20 protein-coding genes are annotated in these 18331 nt (G+C 29.4%); 10 read left to right on the top strand and 10 right to left on the bottom strand.

Annotated features, from left to right (window positions below; genetic code table 11):
- Positions 1 to 68: 68 nt before the first annotated feature.
- The 3 genes from Q0617_RS09380 to Q0617_RS09390 form a co-directional block, all read right to left on the bottom strand.
- Entirely contained in the window at positions 69 to 863 is a 795-nt protein-coding gene (locus tag Q0617_RS09380; protein ID WP_298752809.1) for an SDR family oxidoreductase, read from the bottom strand.
- A 178-nt stretch (positions 864 to 1041) separates the two neighbouring features.
- On the bottom strand, positions 1042 to 1797 hold the full coding sequence (locus tag Q0617_RS09385; protein ID WP_298752811.1) for a response regulator: 756 nt from the start codon (positions 1795 to 1797) through the stop codon (positions 1042 to 1044).
- Positions 1797 to 3089: a histidine kinase dimerization/phosphoacceptor domain -containing protein gene (locus Q0617_RS09390; protein ID WP_298752813.1), complete on the bottom strand. Its 1293-nt coding sequence runs from the start codon at positions 3087 to 3089 to the stop codon at positions 1797 to 1799. The genes Q0617_RS09385 and Q0617_RS09390 overlap by 1 nt, the downstream gene beginning before the upstream one ends.
- Positions 3090 to 3221: 132 nt before the next feature.
- Here Q0617_RS09390 and Q0617_RS09395 point away from each other — a divergent pair, with 132 nt between their 5' ends.
- The 9 genes from Q0617_RS09395 (at position 3222) to Q0617_RS09435 (ending at position 10207) form a co-directional block, all read left to right on the top strand.
- The gene (locus Q0617_RS09395) at positions 3222 to 3455 is read left to right on the top strand and encodes a phenol hydroxylase subunit (RefSeq protein WP_298752815.1); all 234 of its coding nucleotides are present in this window, start codon (positions 3222 to 3224) and stop codon (positions 3453 to 3455) included.
- Positions 3456 to 3486: 31 nt separating this feature from the next.
- Positions 3487 to 4479 carry a hypothetical protein gene (locus Q0617_RS09400; protein WP_298752817.1) on the top strand — a complete coding sequence of 331 codons (993 nt, stop codon included), beginning with the start codon at positions 3487 to 3489 and terminating at the stop codon, positions 4477 to 4479.
- Between the two features lie 30 nt (positions 4480 to 4509).
- A complete protein-coding gene (locus Q0617_RS09405) occupies positions 4510 to 4785 on the top strand; it encodes an MmoB/DmpM family protein (RefSeq protein ID WP_298752819.1) in 276 nt (91 codons plus the stop codon).
- Between the two features lie 21 nt (positions 4786 to 4806).
- A complete protein-coding gene (locus tag Q0617_RS09410) occupies positions 4807 to 6321 on the top strand; it encodes a YHS domain-containing protein (RefSeq protein ID WP_298752821.1) in 1515 nt (504 codons plus the stop codon).
- A 12-nt stretch (positions 6322 to 6333) separates the two neighbouring features.
- Positions 6334 to 6693 (top strand): phenol hydroxylase subunit P4, encoded by a 360-nt coding sequence (locus Q0617_RS09415; RefSeq protein ID WP_298752824.1) that lies wholly within the window; start codon positions 6334 to 6336, stop codon positions 6691 to 6693.
- Positions 6694 to 7752, top strand: a complete 1059-nt coding sequence (locus Q0617_RS09420; protein ID WP_298752826.1) for a 2Fe-2S iron-sulfur cluster binding domain-containing protein — start codon at positions 6694 to 6696, stop codon at positions 7750 to 7752. It abuts the gene before it with no gap.
- A gap of 82 nt (positions 7753 to 7834) precedes the next feature.
- Positions 7835 to 8557 carry a transporter substrate-binding domain-containing protein gene (locus tag Q0617_RS09425; RefSeq protein WP_298752828.1) on the top strand — a complete coding sequence of 241 codons (723 nt, stop codon included), beginning with the start codon at positions 7835 to 7837 and terminating at the stop codon, positions 8555 to 8557.
- Positions 8558 to 8615: 58 nt separating this feature from the next.
- Positions 8616 to 9389 (top strand): class III extradiol ring-cleavage dioxygenase, encoded by a 774-nt coding sequence (locus Q0617_RS09430; RefSeq protein ID WP_298752830.1) that lies wholly within the window; start codon positions 8616 to 8618, stop codon positions 9387 to 9389.
- Between the two features lie 14 nt (positions 9390 to 9403).
- Positions 9404 to 10207 (top strand): sulfite exporter TauE/SafE family protein, encoded by an 804-nt coding sequence (locus tag Q0617_RS09435; protein WP_298752832.1) that lies wholly within the window; start codon positions 9404 to 9406, stop codon positions 10205 to 10207.
- A gap of 52 nt (positions 10208 to 10259) precedes the next feature.
- On the opposite strand, the gene Q0617_RS09440 is transcribed toward Q0617_RS09435, so the two are convergent.
- The 7 genes from Q0617_RS09440 to Q0617_RS09470 form a co-directional block, all read right to left on the bottom strand.
- Positions 10260 to 11267 (bottom strand): branched-chain amino acid ABC transporter permease, encoded by a 1008-nt coding sequence (locus tag Q0617_RS09440; protein ID WP_298752834.1) that lies wholly within the window; start codon positions 11265 to 11267, stop codon positions 10260 to 10262.
- On the bottom strand, positions 11267 to 12139 hold the full coding sequence (locus tag Q0617_RS09445) for a branched-chain amino acid ABC transporter permease (protein WP_298752836.1): 873 nt from the start codon (positions 12137 to 12139) through the stop codon (positions 11267 to 11269). The genes Q0617_RS09440 and Q0617_RS09445 overlap by 1 nt, the downstream gene beginning before the upstream one ends.
- Before the next feature lie 2 nt (positions 12140 to 12141).
- A complete protein-coding gene (locus Q0617_RS09450) occupies positions 12142 to 12840 on the bottom strand; it encodes an ABC transporter ATP-binding protein (RefSeq protein WP_298752839.1) in 699 nt (232 codons plus the stop codon).
- On the bottom strand, positions 12837 to 13559 hold the full coding sequence (locus tag Q0617_RS09455; protein ID WP_298752841.1) for an ABC transporter ATP-binding protein: 723 nt from the start codon (positions 13557 to 13559) through the stop codon (positions 12837 to 12839). Before Q0617_RS09455 ends, Q0617_RS09450 begins: the two co-directional genes overlap by 4 nt.
- Positions 13560 to 13643: 84 nt before the next feature.
- Entirely contained in the window at positions 13644 to 14942 is a 1299-nt protein-coding gene (locus Q0617_RS09460) for an ABC transporter substrate-binding protein (protein ID WP_298752843.1), read from the bottom strand.
- Between the two features lie 175 nt (positions 14943 to 15117).
- Positions 15118 to 15876 carry a response regulator gene (locus Q0617_RS09465; protein ID WP_298752845.1) on the bottom strand — a complete coding sequence of 253 codons (759 nt, stop codon included), beginning with the start codon at positions 15874 to 15876 and terminating at the stop codon, positions 15118 to 15120.
- A complete protein-coding gene (locus tag Q0617_RS09470; protein ID WP_298752846.1) occupies positions 15873 to 17168 on the bottom strand; it encodes a histidine kinase dimerization/phosphoacceptor domain -containing protein in 1296 nt (431 codons plus the stop codon). Before Q0617_RS09470 ends, Q0617_RS09465 begins: the two co-directional genes overlap by 4 nt.
- Before the next feature lie 115 nt (positions 17169 to 17283).
- Between Q0617_RS09470 and Q0617_RS09475 the strand changes: the two genes are divergently transcribed.
- Positions 17284 to 18222 carry a malate dehydrogenase gene (locus tag Q0617_RS09475; protein ID WP_298752848.1) on the top strand — a complete coding sequence of 313 codons (939 nt, stop codon included), beginning with the start codon at positions 17284 to 17286 and terminating at the stop codon, positions 18220 to 18222.
- Positions 18223 to 18331 lie beyond the last annotated feature (109 nt).

The raw sequence follows: 18331 nt of genomic DNA on the forward strand, positions 1-18331 counted from the left end.
TTCTGGTCCAATTCCGTCACCTTTTATTACTGAAATATTATATGTCTTCATTATTTACCTTTACTTTATTAAAATGCTGATTGAACAACGCCACCATCAACTCTTAATAGTGCACCATTTGTTGCACTAGACAGGCTACTTGCTGTGTAGACAATCATATTTGCACTTTCTTCAACTTCTGCAAATCTTTTAATTAATGATGACGGTCGGACATTTTTAAAAAACTCTTTTTCTATTTCGCCTGCTGACTGATTTGTTTGTTTTCCTAATTCACCCATAAACTTCATAACTCCTTCAGATTTTGAGGGACCTACAATTATTGAATTAGATGTAACATTTGTTCCTTTGGTTAATTCTGCAATTCCTCTAGAAACTGAAATCTGTGCAGTTTTTGTCATGCCATAATGAATCATTTCTTTTGGTATTTGAATAGCAGATTCACTTGATATAAATATTATTCTTCCCCAATTTTGTTCAATCATATTTGATAAATAATGTTGAGATAATCTTACTCCACTCATTACATTTACATTAAACATATGAAGCCATTCTTTTTCAGAAATATCTTCAAAATTTTTTGGCTCAAATATTCCAAGATTATTTATTAATATGTCTAAATGGGGTATTTGAGATATTAAATAATTACAGCCTTCATTATCCTTTAAATCAGCTACGTATCCTTCAATAGTAAGACTAGGGAATTTATCTCTTAATAATTGAAGAGCTGTACTTAATTTTTTATGATCTTTTCCATTAATAATAACATTTACATCTTCTTCACAAAGTTTTAGTGCTGTAGCAAAACCTATCCCTTGCGTTGAGCCTGTAATTAATGCAGTTTTATTCTTTATTTTTAAATCCATTTTATAACCTCTAATATTTTTATTATTTATATTAGTGAAAATAAATCGTATTAAAATCGCATTTTAAAACTTGCAAAACTTTGAATATAAAGCAAATAAAATAATTGAAGATATATTATTATAAAGTTGATCGAAAGAGTTGATTTTTATATTAAAATGAATAAAAAATTTATCCATTTTAAAATAATTCTATTTTATAGCCTGTATTATTTTGGTTAGTGATTAAGTCTTTATGAATTTTATTTCTAAGTCTAAACAATACAGATCTAAATGCACCATATCCAGCTGGTTCATCTTGCCAAATTGCATATTCTAGTTGTTCTTGTGAAATATTATAACCTGGACTACTACATAATAATTTTATAATTTTAATCTCTTTAGAAGTTAATTTTACAGGTTCATCACCATAATATAAGATTTCATTTTCTTTATCAAATAAATACCCATATTTTAATTGGACAGTTCTTGACTTTCCTTCCGTTGTCAAATTCATTTTGTGCATAAGTGTTTTGTTGACATTTTCAATTGCATTTAATTTTTTATTTTTTGTATTATCATCTTGTGCTTTACTTAATGCAACTTCTATTGTTGCATGAAGATTAGATTTTTTATAAGGTTTTAGTATATATCCATATGCAAATGTTTCAGAAGCTTTTTTTATAGTTGAAAGTTCAGAATTTGCTGTTAAAAATATTACTGGAACATCTGGCAAAGTTATTTTAAGTTCATTCGCAAATTCAATCCCAGTAGTTGGACCTTTTAAATAAATATCCATTAAAATTAAATCAGGCGTAATCTTGTCTAAAATCTTTAATGCCTTACATTTATTTGGAGAAACTCCACAAGGTTCATAACCAAGTTCAATCAATGTTTCTTTTAAGTTTAAAGCAATGATTGATTCATCTTCAACTATTAATATTTTTATTTTATCCATTATTCCTCTTCCTTATTTGGAAATTTAATATTGCATTCTAATCCTGAATTATTTTTAAATTCTATTGTTGCATCAAGTTGATCCTCAACTATAGTATGTATAAGCTGCATACCTATTGATTCACTTTTATATAAATGGGTTATATCTTCAATACCCTCACCGTTATCTCTAATTTTAACATGAATTTTATCACCAATTTTATTCATATGGATACATAGAAGGTTTTCTCTATCTTCTTTAAATGCATATTTTAATGAATTTACACACAATTCATGTAAAACCATACCAATTTGAATACACCTATTTGTTGAAAATATTAGTTTATCAATATGTAATTCTACATTAAGCTTTGTATTATTAGAAATATACAACTCTTTTATATCTTCTACTAGCTTCTTTATATAATCTTGTACATTTATATATGCTAAGTTTTCACCTAGATATAAAAACTCATGCACCAAGGCCATTGTGTTTATTCTACTCCTACTTTGTTTTAAAATGTATTTTACTTCTTCATCCTTTGCTCTTCTAAATTGCATGGCAAGTAAAGATGAGATAATTTCCATATTATTCTTAACTCTATGATGTATCTCTTTAAGTAGTATCTCTTTCTCATCCAGTGATTTTTTTAGTTGATAATTTATATTTATAATCTTATTTTTATATTGTATATTTTGGGTTATATCTCTTCCAAATGCACATATATATTCTTGTCCTCCATGTATAAAGCCATGGCCTGAAACTTCTACTGGAAATATTTCTCCAGACTTTTTTACTTGAGTTGTTTCTAGTCGCCAGTTTTTTGTTGTTTTTATATCTAGCATACATTCCTTTGCCGTTTCTCTTGTAAAATTAGGATCCATTATTTCTAAATATTTACCTATTAATTCTTCTTTTTCATATCCTAACATACTGCATGTTGCATCATTTACATAAACAAACTTTGCATCTAGAGTAAACCAATAAATGGCATCTACTGAATTATTTAAGGCAAATTCATAGGGGATAAGTCTTTCTCTATCTTTATTCTTAAAGTCTTGATAAGAGCTATCGATTCTATTAATTACCTTTTGCATATGATTTAATATAAGATATAAAATTATTACACTAAAAAAAAGAAAAATAAAATTAAATGTTAATTGTTCTTGATCATTAGATGGATTATATGTGAAAAATATATCAATCCCCTTATTAATAAAGACTATGGCTAATACACTCACTATCAAATAAAATATAGAAAACTTTGTAGGAATAGATTTATTATTAAAAAAATGTTTTTTCATTGAACTCATGTTTTTCCTTTATTGTAGTTGTATTTTATCAAATTTTTTGAACTAAAGTTTTTTATGCGAATAAAATGCGATTTTTTTCACATAGCATTCCTGTGTTATAAAATAAAATAACAAATTTATAAGGGAGGTATCATGAACGAATTAATGCCAAATGAAAAAAAATTCATACAAATTATAAATATAGATTGTAGTGGGTTTGTAGACTTTTATTTTGCAATTAGTGATGCTACAACAAATGTAGAGTTAAGGTTACCATTTAAAGAGTTTATTGAATTTTGCCAAAATAATAAAGTTTCTTTTTTTACAGAAGAACAAGAACATTTGGTGAGTGAAGATAATTTGTTATGGAAATACGGAACTAAATAAATTTGATGTTTAATAAAACAAAGGAGAAAATATGGAATTAAATATAGCAAGTGTTGAGATAGAACCTAAAAGACATACTTTTGGGCATATCATTGAAAGATTTGGGGAAGACAGGCCAGCTTCTAGATATGAAGAAGCAGTGTATGATGCACAAGCAACAGAAAATTTTCATTATAGACCACAATGGGAACCAGAATTTGAGATTTATGATAAAGCAAGAACAAAAATCAAAATGAATGATTGGTATGATTTACTAGATCCTAGAAAATTTCATTATATGACATATGTTTCTACTCGTGCTTCTCAAAATAGTGCAAACGAACAAAGTTTTGATTTCTTTGAGAAAAGAAGTTTAGGTGATTTTATTAAAAAAGAAAACTTAAAAAAAGTTTTTGATTTTCTTACACCTTTAAGACATTATGAATATGGTGCAAATATGAATAATCTTTCTATAGTTGATAGAGTTTATGGTACTGCAATGATGTCATCATGTTTATTTCATGCTGAAGATAGAATAGGTATGGCTCAACACATTACAAAAACAATCTTACTTCTTGGTAATAACGATGTATCAAAATTAGATGCAGGAAAAGATGCTTGGATAAATGATAAAAAATGGCAAGGATTAAGAAAGGCAATAGAGGATTCTTTCATAGAAAAAGATCCAATAAGACTTTTTATAAAACAAAATGTAGTTTTTGATGGATTTGTTATTCCTTTGATGATTAAAGAGTTTTCAAAAGAACTTTCAGAAAATGAAGAAATGACTATTCCTATGTTGACAGAATTTGTTGTTTCTTGGTATGAAGAGACTATGAAATGGATTGAAAGTGTTGTAAAAACTATGGCTAATGAGTCTACTGAAAATAAAGAATTATTAACATCATGGGTTTTAGAAGATATTCAAATAATGGAAAATAGTATGTCATCATTGGTAGTCTTTTCAGATAATTCAAGTGGATTAATTGCTGGGGTAAAAGATGAATTAGTTGAAAGACTAAATAAATGTGGATTAAGTTTATAAAACTTAAAAATTAAAATAAAGGTAGATTATATGTCTGGAAGTATAGCGTTATTATGTCTTCAAGCTACAGAAGACGGAAGAGCAATTGCAGAAGCAATTAGAACAGATAATGAAGGTGTTGTTATTACAAATAAACCTGCAATGATTCAAATTGAAAGAGAAGGAAGAATCACAGTAAAAGCAGAAACAGTATCTGAATCTTTAGGACGAACTTGGGAACCAGAAGAGTTGCAGTTGGTACTTATTTCGTTGGGTGGTCAAGTTGATGAAACAGATGACGAATTTATTGTTTACTGGAATAACTAATATAAAAATAAAGGAGATATTATGAGTGTAGAACCTAGAAAAAAAAGATTAAATAAAAAAGATGCATACAAATATATGACAAGACTTGGTTGGGATACAACTTATCAAAAAGAAGAAGATGTATTTCCATATTTAAAAATGGAAGGTATAAAAATCCATGATTGGGAGGCTTGGGAAGATCCATTTAGAATGACTATGGATTCTTATTGGAAACTACAAGCGGAAAAAGATAAAAAACTTTATTCAATCATTGATGCTTTTGCTCAAAATAATGCACAAAAGAATATTAGTGATGCACGATATGTAAATGCCTTGAAACTATTTCTAACAGGGGTTACACCTTTAGAATATAAAGTTGTACAGGGATTTTCTCATGCAGCTAGAGCTTTTAAAGGAGAAGGTGCTTCAATAGCTTGTCAAATGCAAGCGATTGATGAATTAAGACATTTTCAAACTCAAGTTCATACAATGAGTCATTATAATAAGTATTTTGATGGTTTTCATGATTATAGCACTATGCATGATAGGGTTTGGTATCTTTCTGTTCCTAAATCTTTTGGTGATGATGCAAGCACAGCTGGACCTTTTGAATATTTAACAGCAATATCATTTTCTTTTGAGTTTGTATTGACAAGTTTATTATTTGTTCCATTTATGAGTGGAGCTGCTTATAATGGTGACATGGCTACCGTGACATTTGGTTTTTCTGCACAAAGTGATGAGTCAAGACACATGACACTTGGACTTTCTGCAATCAAATTTATGTTAGAACAAGATGCTGGTAATGTAGCAATAGTTCAAAAGTGGATGGATAAATGGTTATGGAGAGGTTATAGGATGCTTGGTCTTGTAGCAATGATGATGGACTACATGTTACCTAATTCTCCTACATCATGGGGAGAAGCAGTTGAATTATACATTGAGCAAAATTGTATGGCTCTTTATAAAGATTTAGAAAAATATGGAATTAAAGTTCCAGAAAAACTAGTTAATACAATTGTTGCAGAAAAAGGACATTTATCTCATCAAGTGTGGAATATTTTTTATAACCATTCCAATGCAGCAGCATTTCATACATGGATGCCTGATGAGAAAAAAATGAATTGGCTAAGTGAAAAATATCCAGATACTTTTGATAAATATTATAGACCGATGTTTGAAAGATATACACAATTAGAGAAAAAAGGTGAAAGATTTTATTCAGAAGTTCTACCATTAGTATGTCAAACTTGTCAAATTCCATTAGGATTTACAGATATTGAAGATGGTAATCCTCATGTTTATTCACACAAAACATCTGAGTATAATGGAGAAAAATTTCATACGTGTTCAGATGCTTGTAAACATATATTTGATGAACAACCTGAAAAATATATTCAAGCTTGGTTACCACCACATCAAATTTTCCAAGGAAACTGTGGAGGGGCAACTATTCCTGAGGTTTTAAAGTGGTACAAAATAGAACAAGGTGTTGATAATATGGATTATGTTGGCTCACCTGATGAAGTTATGTGGAACAAATTAAAAAATAAATAATAAGGAAAAAAAATGGCAACTCAATCAATTGGAAAATATCCAATCATAATGAAAGATAGTTTAGAAAAATTTCATGGGAATCAATTAGTGTTTATTTACTGGCATGGACATAGGGTAGTTTGCTCTCCTAGAGCATTTCCCTTACCACCTGAAATGCCTTTTGAAGCATTAATATCAGATATTATTCCTTTGACTTACAAAATTGAACCTGATTTTGAAAATTTAGATTTCGCAAAAACAGAAGTTATTTGGGAAATTGATGGAAATATTGTAACTCCAGATTTTTCAAAAAGTTTAAAAGAGAATGGTGTTGGACATAAATCATTTATTACATTTATTACGCCATCTTTAACAGGTAAAGTAGGTGCATAAATGGCTTGTAAATTAGAAATAGAACCAACAGGGGATATTGTAGATGTTCAAGAAGGGCAAACCCTTCTTGATGCTGCATTACGGCAAGGTGTCTATTTACCACATGCTTGTAACCATGGACTCTGTGGAACATGTAAAGTTGAAGTTTTAGAAGGTGAAGTTGATTTGGGTGACGCTTCACCATTTGCTTTAATGGAAAGTGAAAGAGATGATGGGTATTGCTTAGCTTGTACTGCTACTGTTGTTGATGATGTAGTAGTAGAAGCAGATATTGATATTGATATTGATGCAAGATCTATCCCTGTAAAAGATGTTATGGGAACAGTTATAAAAAGAGAATTACTAACTCCTAGAATTTTAGGTCTTTGGATAGAACTTGATGAGGAGTTAGATTTTCAAGCAGGGCAGTATATAAACTATCATGTTCCAGGTTTTGATGAACCACGTGCATTTTCTCTTGCAAATCAACCAAGCACTGGAAAAATAATAGAATTAAATATAGGTATTATTCCAGATGGTGAAGCAACGCCTTGGATACATAATAATGTGAAAATTGGTGATAGAAGAAAGATTACTGGACCATTTGGGAGATTTTTCGTAAAAAGAAGTGCCCAAAAACCAATGATATTTTTTGCAGGTGGTTCAGGTTTATCATCACCAAAATCAATGATTTTAGATGAATTAGAAAATGGGTGTATTTTGCCAATTACTTTATTTCATGGTGCAAGAAATGAAGAAGAATTGTATTATGCGCAATTATTTAGAGACTTAGAAACAAGATATGAAAACTTTAAATATGTACCTGTATTATCAGATAATACCAATGATAATTGGACAGGCGAAGTTGGTTTTACAAATGATGTGGCTAAAAAAATGTATGACAATTTATTTTCAGGAAATAAAGCCTATCTTTGTGGTCCACCAATGATGAGTGATGCTTGTATAACAGCTCTAATGCAGGGTAGGTTATTTGAAAAAGATATTCATACTGAAAAGTTTTTTTCAAAGGCTGATTTATATAGTAATGAGGTAAAGAGTCCTCTATTTAAATCTATATAAATTTTAGAGTCTAGTTGTTTTGCGATAATTTTGCGATAGAAAGTAGGAATAATTTCTAGAGTATAAAACCAAAAGGAAAAAAATGAATAAATTTAGTCAAAAAATACTATTGCTAGTATTATTAGTATTAAGTCCTGTAATTATGTTTTCTGAAGAATATAATATATCGTTGGGGCAAATGCCTGTATATGCAGTTTCAGAAAAAGAAGGTGTGCTTATTGATTTAGTTAATGCAATGGCAGAAGAGACTGGTGATAAATTTAATATAAAAGTATTGCCATTTGCAAGTTCTGTATATTTGGTTAAAAAACAGATGAGAGATTTTCATTTACCACTTATTAAAAATGATTTGGTTGATGAGAATAAATTACCTTTTTATTATTCAAAAGAGACACAGTTTCATGTTAACTTTGTGATTTATTCAAAAAAAGATACAAATCTAGACTTAAGTAATTTGTCAAAATATAATATTGAAACAGACAGAGCACATGTAGAATATTTTCCATTTAAAACCATTCCATCAAATTCAATTGAAAGAAGTTTAAAAAAAGTTGAAAATAGAGAAATAGATGCATTTATTTTTGCTGATTTTGCAACTGATCCTTTTGTAAAAAAAGAAGGGTATAAAAATATAAAAAGAGAATTATATAAAAGATTTGATTCAAAAATAATTCTTGCAAAAAATGAAAAAGGTAAAGCAGCTGATTTAATGATAACAAATGCTACTGCAAAATTAAAAGCAAGTGGAAAGTTTCAAAAGATAATGGATAAAATTGATTTACCATATAACAATTGGCAACCATAATAAATAATGATGAAAATCTTATAAAATAGATTTTCATCTTTTCATAAAAAGGATGAAAATGTTTCCTTCTATATTTATATCACATGGCTCACCACAACTATGTATTACTCAGTATCAATCAGCTAAATTTTTAAAAAAATTACCCTCTTCATTTAAAAAACCAAAATATATAATAATAATTTCAGCCCATTGGATAACAAAAAATATAAAAATTTTGTCAAATCCAACACCGAATATAATTTATGATTTCTATGGATTTCCTAAAGAGTTATATGAAAAAAAATACCCTATAAAAAACCATCTTATAAAAGTTGATGAAATAATACAAAAATTTAATGAAAAAAATATCAGTATATCAAGAGATGACAATCATGAAGGTTATGATCACGGTGTTTGGGCACCATTATCTTTAATGTACCCAAAAGCAGATATCCCTGTTATTCAAATATCATTGCCTATTTATTATAGTGCAACTGAACTTATTGGAATTGGTGAGATTTTACAAAGTTTTAGAAATGAGGCATTGATAATTGGCAGTGGAACATTAACTCATAATTTAAGAGATTCAAATTGGGATATAAATGCTGATATAAAAGATTATGCACAAGAATTTAGAGATTGGATAGTGTCTAAACTTGAATGTGCTGATATTGAATCACTTTGTGAATTTTTATTATTAGCCCCTAGGTTAACTAATAATCATCCAACATTGGAACATTTATTGCCTCTTTTTATTACACTAGGGGCATCAATAAATAAAAAAGGAAAAGCGTTGAATAATGTTTTTATGTACGGCAATCAAGCAATGGATTGCATAATATTTGAAAAATAGAAAAGGTAAAATAAATGTTAGATATTGAAACAATAATTTATTTTGTGTTATTAGGCTCATTTGTAGGTGTTATTTCTGGACTTTTTGGGATAGGAGGAGGTGGAATCATTGTGCCAATTTTAACTACTATTTTTCTTTCACATGGGTTAGATGACAAAATTGTTGTTCATATGGCATTAGGTACATCTATGGCAATTATTATAGTTACATCAGTATCAAGTATTATAGCTCAACAAAAAAAGAGAGCAATTGAGTGGAATATTGTTAAGCTAATGGCACCAGGAATATTGGTTGGGACTTTTTTAGTTACTTTTATTGCTTCAAAATTAGACTCTTTCTATCTTTCAATAATTTTTAGTATTTTTATGTTCTTTACTTCAATTCATATGTTCATAGGTAAAAAACCAAAAGCAGAATCAAAGGCTTTTTCAAATAAAACACATTTTACAGCAGGTGGAATTATAGGTGGTCTATCGTCACTGGTATCTATTGGTGGAGGAATTTTAAGTGTTCCATATTTAGTTGCACAAAATATAAATATAAAAAAAGCAATTGCAACATCATCTGCTATTGGTTTTCCTATTGCTGTATCTGGAACTTTAGGTTATATTGTAAATGGTTGGAGTAATACGTCATGGGATACACTTACTCTTGGATATGTAAATATTATTGCATTTTCTTGTGTGGCAATTGCTAGTTTTTCAACTGCACCAATTGGAGTTATGTTGGTACATAAAATTAATGTAGATATTATGAAAAAGTTGTTTTCTGTTATACCTTTTGTTTTAAGTATTCGAATGATTTATTCTTTACTTTAAGAGCTATTATTAAAAAAGCCATGAATAATATCTATTCATGGCTCTTAAAATGTTATTCTTTCTTTTTTGCGTGACGTTTGACTGCAAATAGATGTATATTAAAGCGTTCTTTAATCAATCCCCATAAACCTTTAGGAGCTTTTATCATAATAATAATTGTAAATACCCCTAAGATAACTAAATACCAAGTACCTAGTCCACTCATCGTCTCTCTCATAGTAATGTAAATCAATGTTCCAATAATAGGACCTTCAATAGTACCAATTCCACCAATTACAACAATAAAAAACATCATTGCTGTCCATTCAATAGAAAATGCTGCCTCTGGTGATACCCTTAATTTTGTGATAAAAATCAATGCTCCAGCCATTCCCGTAACAAAGGCTGCAATTAGATATACTCTTAGTTTAACTTTATAAACATTGATACCTAAACTCTCAGATGCTACTTCACTATCTCTTACCGCAGTTAGTGCAGTACCATATTTTGAACGAAGAATATAAGTGACAAGTAAAACTGAGCCAATTCCAAGTGCAATAGCAATCCATAAAGTTAAAGACTCTCTCCACCAAGTAGGAATACCTCTCATTGTATTAGTAATTGATAATCCAGAACCTCCACCTAACCATGTCATATTTGAAAAAAGTAGTCTAAAAGTTTCTGCTAAAACCCAAGTACCTACTGCAAAGTAAGCACCTTTTAGTCTAAATGCAACTTTTGATACTAAAAATGCAACCATAAGTGAAACTAGGCCAGCAAGTGGTATAACCATAAATGGATCCATCCCAAGTTTATAAGCAAAAATAACTAAACAATAAGCACCAATTCCTACAAAAAGTTGTTGTCCAACCGATAGTAGTCCCCCATATCCAGCTAATAAGTTCCACATTTGTGCTATAGAGAGTATATATAAAAACTCAGTGATTTTTCGTATATCAGCTCTACCTAACCACCAAGGCGTACTTATCAAAAATATTATAAAAAATACAGTAAAGATTGAGAAACCTTTAGTTAGCTTATTACCTCTTGTTATCTCATATTTATTTAATAAAGATTCCATTATTTTCCTTTTGTCTTTGGAAATAAACCATTAGGTTTAAACATTAAAATTATTATAAAGACAATATGTCCAGTTAAAATACCCCAACCAGGATCTATATTAGAACCAATTGTTTGTGCAACACCTAATATAATTCCACCAACTAAAGTTCCCCAAAATGAGCCAAGGCCTCCAATAATTACAACTTCAAAAGCATATAATAGTTGTAAAGGACCAGCTGCAGGGTCAAAGTTTGTACGAATAGCTAATAAAACACCAGCAATAGCTGTAACCCCAAGTGCTAATCCCATAGCCATACCATAGATATGTTTTGTTTTTATACCCATGAGTTGAGAAGTGATATGGTCATCAGATGTTGCACGAAAACACATACCTAACTTTGTACGATAGAATATATATTGCAATACAACAATAACCGCAATAGCTGTAATAATTGTAATCAAAGGAAATACACCAATGGCAATATTATTACTCAAGGAGATGCTTGCAATTTCAACAGCTCCTGCATTAAGACCTCTAAAGTCTGCAGAGAATATCTCTAGTAGTAAGTTTTGTACAATAATAGACATACCAAAAGTAACTAATAAGGGTGCTAAAATATCATTTCCTAAAGTTTTATTGAGTACTAATCTTTGTAATACATATCCAAAAACAGCCATTAGTGGAACAATAAGGAGTATCATATATAAAGGATTTATATCCAAGGGTTGAACAACAGCAAATGCTAAATATGCTGATAAAATGATAAAATCTCCATGAGCCATATTAATAAGTCGCATTACGCCAAAAGATAAAGAGAGTCCTGTAGCAAAAAGTGCATACAGCCCACCAAGCAATACCCCTTGAACAATTACGTTAATCCATTCAATCATCTTTACACTCCAAAATAAGCTTGCGATATTTCATCATGTGATAGTTCATTAGGGTTTCCTTGTAAAGAGACACGTCCCTCTTGAAAACAATAAACACGATCTGAAACTTTTAACGCTTGATTTATATCTTGTTCAACAATAACAATAGATATACCTTGTTTTTTTATCTGTGGAAATATTGCATAAATATCTTTTACAATAACGGGTGCTAGTCCTAAAGATATCTCATCACAAAGTAATACTTTCGGATTTGACATTAGGCCTCTTCCAATTGCTACCATTTGTTGTTGTCCACCAGATAGTGCAGTTCCTGGAGATAATCGACGCTCTTTTAAAATAGGAAAAAGCTCATAAATCTTTTCTAGATTCCATTCTCCTTCACGCTTCGATTCTTTACCAATTAGAAGATTTTCTTCAACAGTTAAACTAGGAAAAAGTTTTCTTCCTTCTGGAACTAGAGCAATACCCAGTTTATTTATAGCATCTGCTTCTAATCCACCAATATTATTATTATATAACTCAATAGAATTATTCTCTACACTAATAAGTCCTGTTATTGATTTTAAAAAAGTAGATTTTCCTGCACCATTTGAACCAATGATTGCAACAGTTTCTCCTTCTTCTAGACGAAAATCAATACCAAATAGTGCTTGAAAATCACCATATCTTGCTACAAGGTTGTTACATTTTAAAATACTCATTCTATTTCTATCCCCATATATACTTCTTTTACTTCAGGACTATTCATAACAATTTGAGGATCACCTTGAATAAGCATTTCCCCAAAATTGATTGCAATAATTCGGTCAACAACAGATAGTAATGCATGAACAATATGTTCAATCCAGATAATAGAAACACCATTTTTTCTAATATTTTGGATAAGTTCTATTAAGTCATGGACTTCATGTTCTGTTAATCCCCCTGCAATTTCATCTAGAAGTAAAATTTTTGGTTGTGTTGACAATGCTTTTGCAAGCTCTAATCTTTTTCTCTCTAGTAGGGATAAACTTCCTGCTAAGGCTTCTGCTTTATTTATTAGTCCTGTTTGTTCTAGAACATTAAGTGCTAGTTCTTCTGCTTCTTTTTCTGAATGGTTATTGCCATAAACAGCACCCACAAATACATTTTCAAATACACTCATACCTTCAAATGGATGTGGAACTTGATATGTTCTTCCAAAACCTTCTAGACATCTATCAGCGGCACCTAAAGATAATATACTGTTTCCATTTAATAAAATGTCTCCACTATCTGGTTTTAAATCCCCTGAAATAAGGTTAAAAAGTGTTGTTTTTCCTGCTCCATTTGGTCCTAGTACACCAATTGCTTCTCCCTCTTTTAAGTTAAAGGATAAGTCATTTGTAACTTTTAAGGCTCCAAAATTTTTGGAAATATTTTTTACGGATAATAAACTCAAAAAAACTCCTATTAATTTGTAAATTTAAAGTCCACAATATATAAATTTATATTGCGAACTTTTGTATAGTTCTATAAAATTGTCTTATTTAATAGGTCTTAATTTATCTTGTGTTTTAATTCCCATTGCTTGAGAATTTTCTACAATAACAAGATCTAATTTTTTATCATTTTTTCTCCATTGGCCTGACACTAAAGGAGTTTTACTAATATTTGGAACAGGACCAGTTTTAAAGTTTACAGGACCTACAATAGATGAATAATCTGTTGATGCAATTGCATCTCTGATTGATTCAGCATTTCCTGGACCTTCTGATCTTTTTAATACATCAATTGCAACTTCAAATAATGCATGTTTAAACCCTAATGGCATTGTCCATTGTTTGCCACTTACTTTTGTATATGCATCAGCTAATTGTTGTGAAGACTGTCCTGTTAATCCTGATGTATAAGGATGTGTGGGAGACCACCATACTTCAACACTTAGATTATTTGCTCTTTCTCCAAAAGGAGCAATTGCCATAGGAAATTCACTAGCTTTTGCAACAGTTACAATTTTTGGATTAAATCCTTGTTGTCCTGCTTGATTCCAAAAATTTGCAAAATCTGGAGGTGGAATAACTCCAACTACGATTTCAACACCTTGTTTTTTGAACTCATAAATATAAGATGAAAAATCACTAGAAGGTGATTGATATCTTCCTAAATCAACAACTTTGAAACCTTTTTCTTTTAATACTGGTGGGAAGCCTCTTTGTGCATCACCCCAAGCATTACCATCTGAATCATTTGGAAAAAGAACACCTACTACTTTGTTTGTTGGAATTTGTTCCCATAGGTTTGTATATGATCCAATAATATCTTCTAATCCCCAGAAAAAGTGATATGTCCACTCAAAACCATTTTTAGGGTCTCCACCTCTACCAAAGAAATGTGGTTGCCATGGTGTATCAGTTGTTAAACAAGGTACACCATTTAATTCACATTGATCTGCAACTGGATTTGTTGTTGCAGGTGTACTTGCTGCAATTAGAAGATCAACTTCATCTTTTAAAATTAACTGTGAAGCAACTTCAGAAGCTATGTTTGAGTTAGATTGACTATCTTTATAGATAATTTCTACAGGATGTGTTATACCATTTATTGTAATACCGTCTTTTACAGCCTCTTTTACTTGTGCTAGAGTAAACGTATCTGGCTCTGCAAAAATTGCTAAAGGACCTGTTTGAGGGCTAACATAACCAATTTTAAAAGGTTTACCTAACTTTGTATTTCCAGTAGCAAATACAGTAGTTGTATTTAACATTGCAATTCCACTCAATGCAGCTCCACTTATTTTTTTTAAAGCTTCACGTCGATTAATTTTAAAATCTGTTTTATTCATGACTCTTCCTTTCTTTTTTGATATTTTATTATTCACAGGAAGATTATTCCGAAATGCAATCGCTTTTTTATCGCAACGTAATTAAGTTTTGATTTATTTATTTTAAATGAATTTTTGTATGTGTGGAGTGTGTCTAATTGATATTTTAGTGTATTTTTAGATGTATAGAATAGAATTAAAGTAATTCTATTCTATATCCAGTGTTATTTTGGTTAGTAATTAAGTCTTTATGTATTTTATTTCTTAATCTAAATAAGACGGACCTAAATGCAGCATAACCAGCAGGTTCATCCTGCCATATTGCATATTCCAATTGTTCTTGTGATATTTTTTGCCCTGGTGTTTTACATAGAGCTTTTATTATCTCTGTTTCTTTATTTGTAAGTTTTACAACTTCATTACCATAATATAATACATCTTTTTCTTTATCAAATAAATATCCATACTTTAATTTAATAGTTCTAGATTTTGCCTCTACTTCTAGTGAGAATTTGTGTTCTAAGGTTTTATTTATATTTTGTACAGATTCAAAATCTAAATTTTTTTGCAAATCTTCACTTGCTTTTTTTAATGCTAATTCAATTGTTGCAAATAGAGTATTTTTTTTATATGGTTTAACTAAATATCCATACGCAAAAGTTTCAGAAGCTTCTCTTATCGTTGCTAACTCTGAATTAGCAGTTAAAAAGATTACAGGAACATTTGGTAAAGTCTTTTTTAATTCTTTAGCTAGTTCAATACCTGTTGTAGGACCTTGTAAGTAGATATCCATAAGTATTAAATCAGGTTTTATATTTTTTGCTAATATGGCAAGGGTTTTACATCTATTATTTGCTATTCCACAAGGTTCATAACCTAATTCAAAAAGAATTTCTTGTAAATTTAATGCAATTATTGGTTCATCTTCAACAATTAATATTTTATATTTTTTCACAGCTCTTCCTTTTGTGGGAATGTAATATTACATTCTAGTCCTTTATTAATTTTAAAGTCAATTTCTCCATGTAATTGAAAATCTACAATTGAATGTATCAGTTGTAGTCCTATTGAATCTCTTCTTTCTAAAGAATTCACATCAATATCTTTATCACCATTATCTCTTATTCTTATATTAATAGATGAATCTATTTTGTTTATATGTATACAAAGTAAGTTTTTTCTATTTTCTTCAAAAGCATATTTTAATGAATTGACACATAGTTCGTGTAAAATCATACCTACTTGAATACATCTATTTGCAGAAAAAATGAGATTATCTACATCTAAGTCTACATCAAGTTTAGTATTTTGAGAAATGTACAACTCTTTTATATCTTGTACTAGTTTCTTTATGTAATCATGTACGTTGATTGAAGCTAAATTTTCACCTAAATATAAAAACTCATGAACCAATGCCATTGTATGAATCCTACTTCTACTTTGTTTCATTGCATCTTTGAACTTTTCATCCTCACTTCTTCTTGCTTGCATATTTAGTAAAGATGAAATTATCTCCATATTATTTTTTACTCTATGATGAATTTCTTTTAATAATATCTCTTTTTCATCTAGTGATTTTTGTAATTGCTGATTGATTTTGGTAATACTTTCTTTATCTTCTAGTCTTTGTGATATATCTCTTGCAAATGCACATATATACTCTTGATTATCAAAAATAAAAGCATGTCCTGATACTTCAACTGGATATATTGTTCCATCTTTTCTTTTATGTCTAGTTTCTAACCTCCAATTTTCAGTATTTTTAATCTCTAACATACATTCTTTTGCAGTCTCTCTATTAAAAGATGGGTCAATATCTTCTATATACATGGATTTAAACTCTTCTTTTGTATAACCTTCCATTTTACAAGTTGATTCATTTACATATAAAAATTTTCCATCTAGACTAAGCCAATGTATTGAATCAACAGACTTATCTAAAGAGAACTCATATGGTGCTATTCTTATTTGGTCTTTTCTTTTTAAATCATTGTAAGATTTGTCTATTCTTTGTATAACTCTTTCCATATGATTTATCATAAAATAAAGAATAACTCCTGTGGATATCACAAATAATATGCCAAAAGTTAAAGGTCCTTCTTTTGAAATATCATTATTTATAAAAAATATACTTATTAACTTATTTAAAAAAATTAAACCTAATACTCCAATTAATATAAATATAATAGAGAACTTTTTTGCAATACCATTATCCACAATATTTTGTCTTTTTAAGTAGTTAATCATAATCCAACTTTATGTTTTTAAAAAGTATATCATAAATAAATTTTATAAAAAACTGATGCGATTAAAAAGCGATTGCCTTTAAATATAATTCAAAAAATTAAGATAAAGGAAGCCTGTGAAGAATAGAAAAATTGGGATTATTGGTACTGGAAATGTAGGAGCAACTTTAGCTTTTACTTTAGCAATAAAAAATATTTGTTCAACAATTTTATTAAAAGATATTAGAGATGATTTATCACAAGCAATGGCGTTGGATATCTCACAAGCCACTCATGCTTTAAAGTTAGCAACAAAAATAATAGCGATTAAGGATAATAAAGATTTCCATGATTGTGATATTGTTGTAATAACTGCAGGAATTGCAAGAAAGCCTGGAATGAGTAGGGATGACTTATTATTTACAAATGCAAAGATTATGAAAAATGTTGTTGAAGATATTATACAACATAATCCCACTGCAATATTAATAATTGTTTCTAATCCTTTAGATGTAATGGTTTATCAAGCTTTAAAAGTCTCTAATTTGTCTAATAATAGAGTTATAGGAATGGCAGGGATACTAGATAGTGCAAGAATGAGTCATTTTATAGAAGAAAAATTGTCTTATGGAATAGGGGAGATTGATGCTCAGGTAATGGGAGGTCATGGTAATGACATGGTTCCATTAACCTCTTTATCTAAAGTAAAAGATAAAAACTTACAAGAAGTCTTAAATGATAAAGATATTGATGAGATAGTAAATAAGACAAAACATGCAGGAGCACAAATTGTTGAATTGTTAGGAACAGGTTCAGCTTATTTTGCACCAGCTAGTTCAACAGCAATAATCATTGATGCAATATTAAATGACAAAAAAGAGATTCATCCTTGTGCAGTTATGCTAAGTGGTGAATATGGATTTAATGATATTGTAGCTGGAGTACCTGTTATTTTAGGTAAAAATGGTGTTGAAGGAATTATTGAATTAAATTTAGACGAGTCTCAAAAATTCGATTTTATGAACTCTGTAGCGACAGTAAGAAACTTAATAGAGACTTTAAACTCAAATAATTAATTTTTTTATCTATATTTTAAATTGCGATTTTTATGCGAATTATTTAAAGTATAGTACAAATAGTTAAAAGGTAACTTTTACTTAAAGCTAATATTTAAAAGAAATTTTT

Origin of the sequence: uncultured Arcobacter sp., from assembly GCF_937982575.1 — a bacterium.
GTDB lineage: Bacteria > Campylobacterota > Campylobacteria > Campylobacterales > Arcobacteraceae > Arcobacter.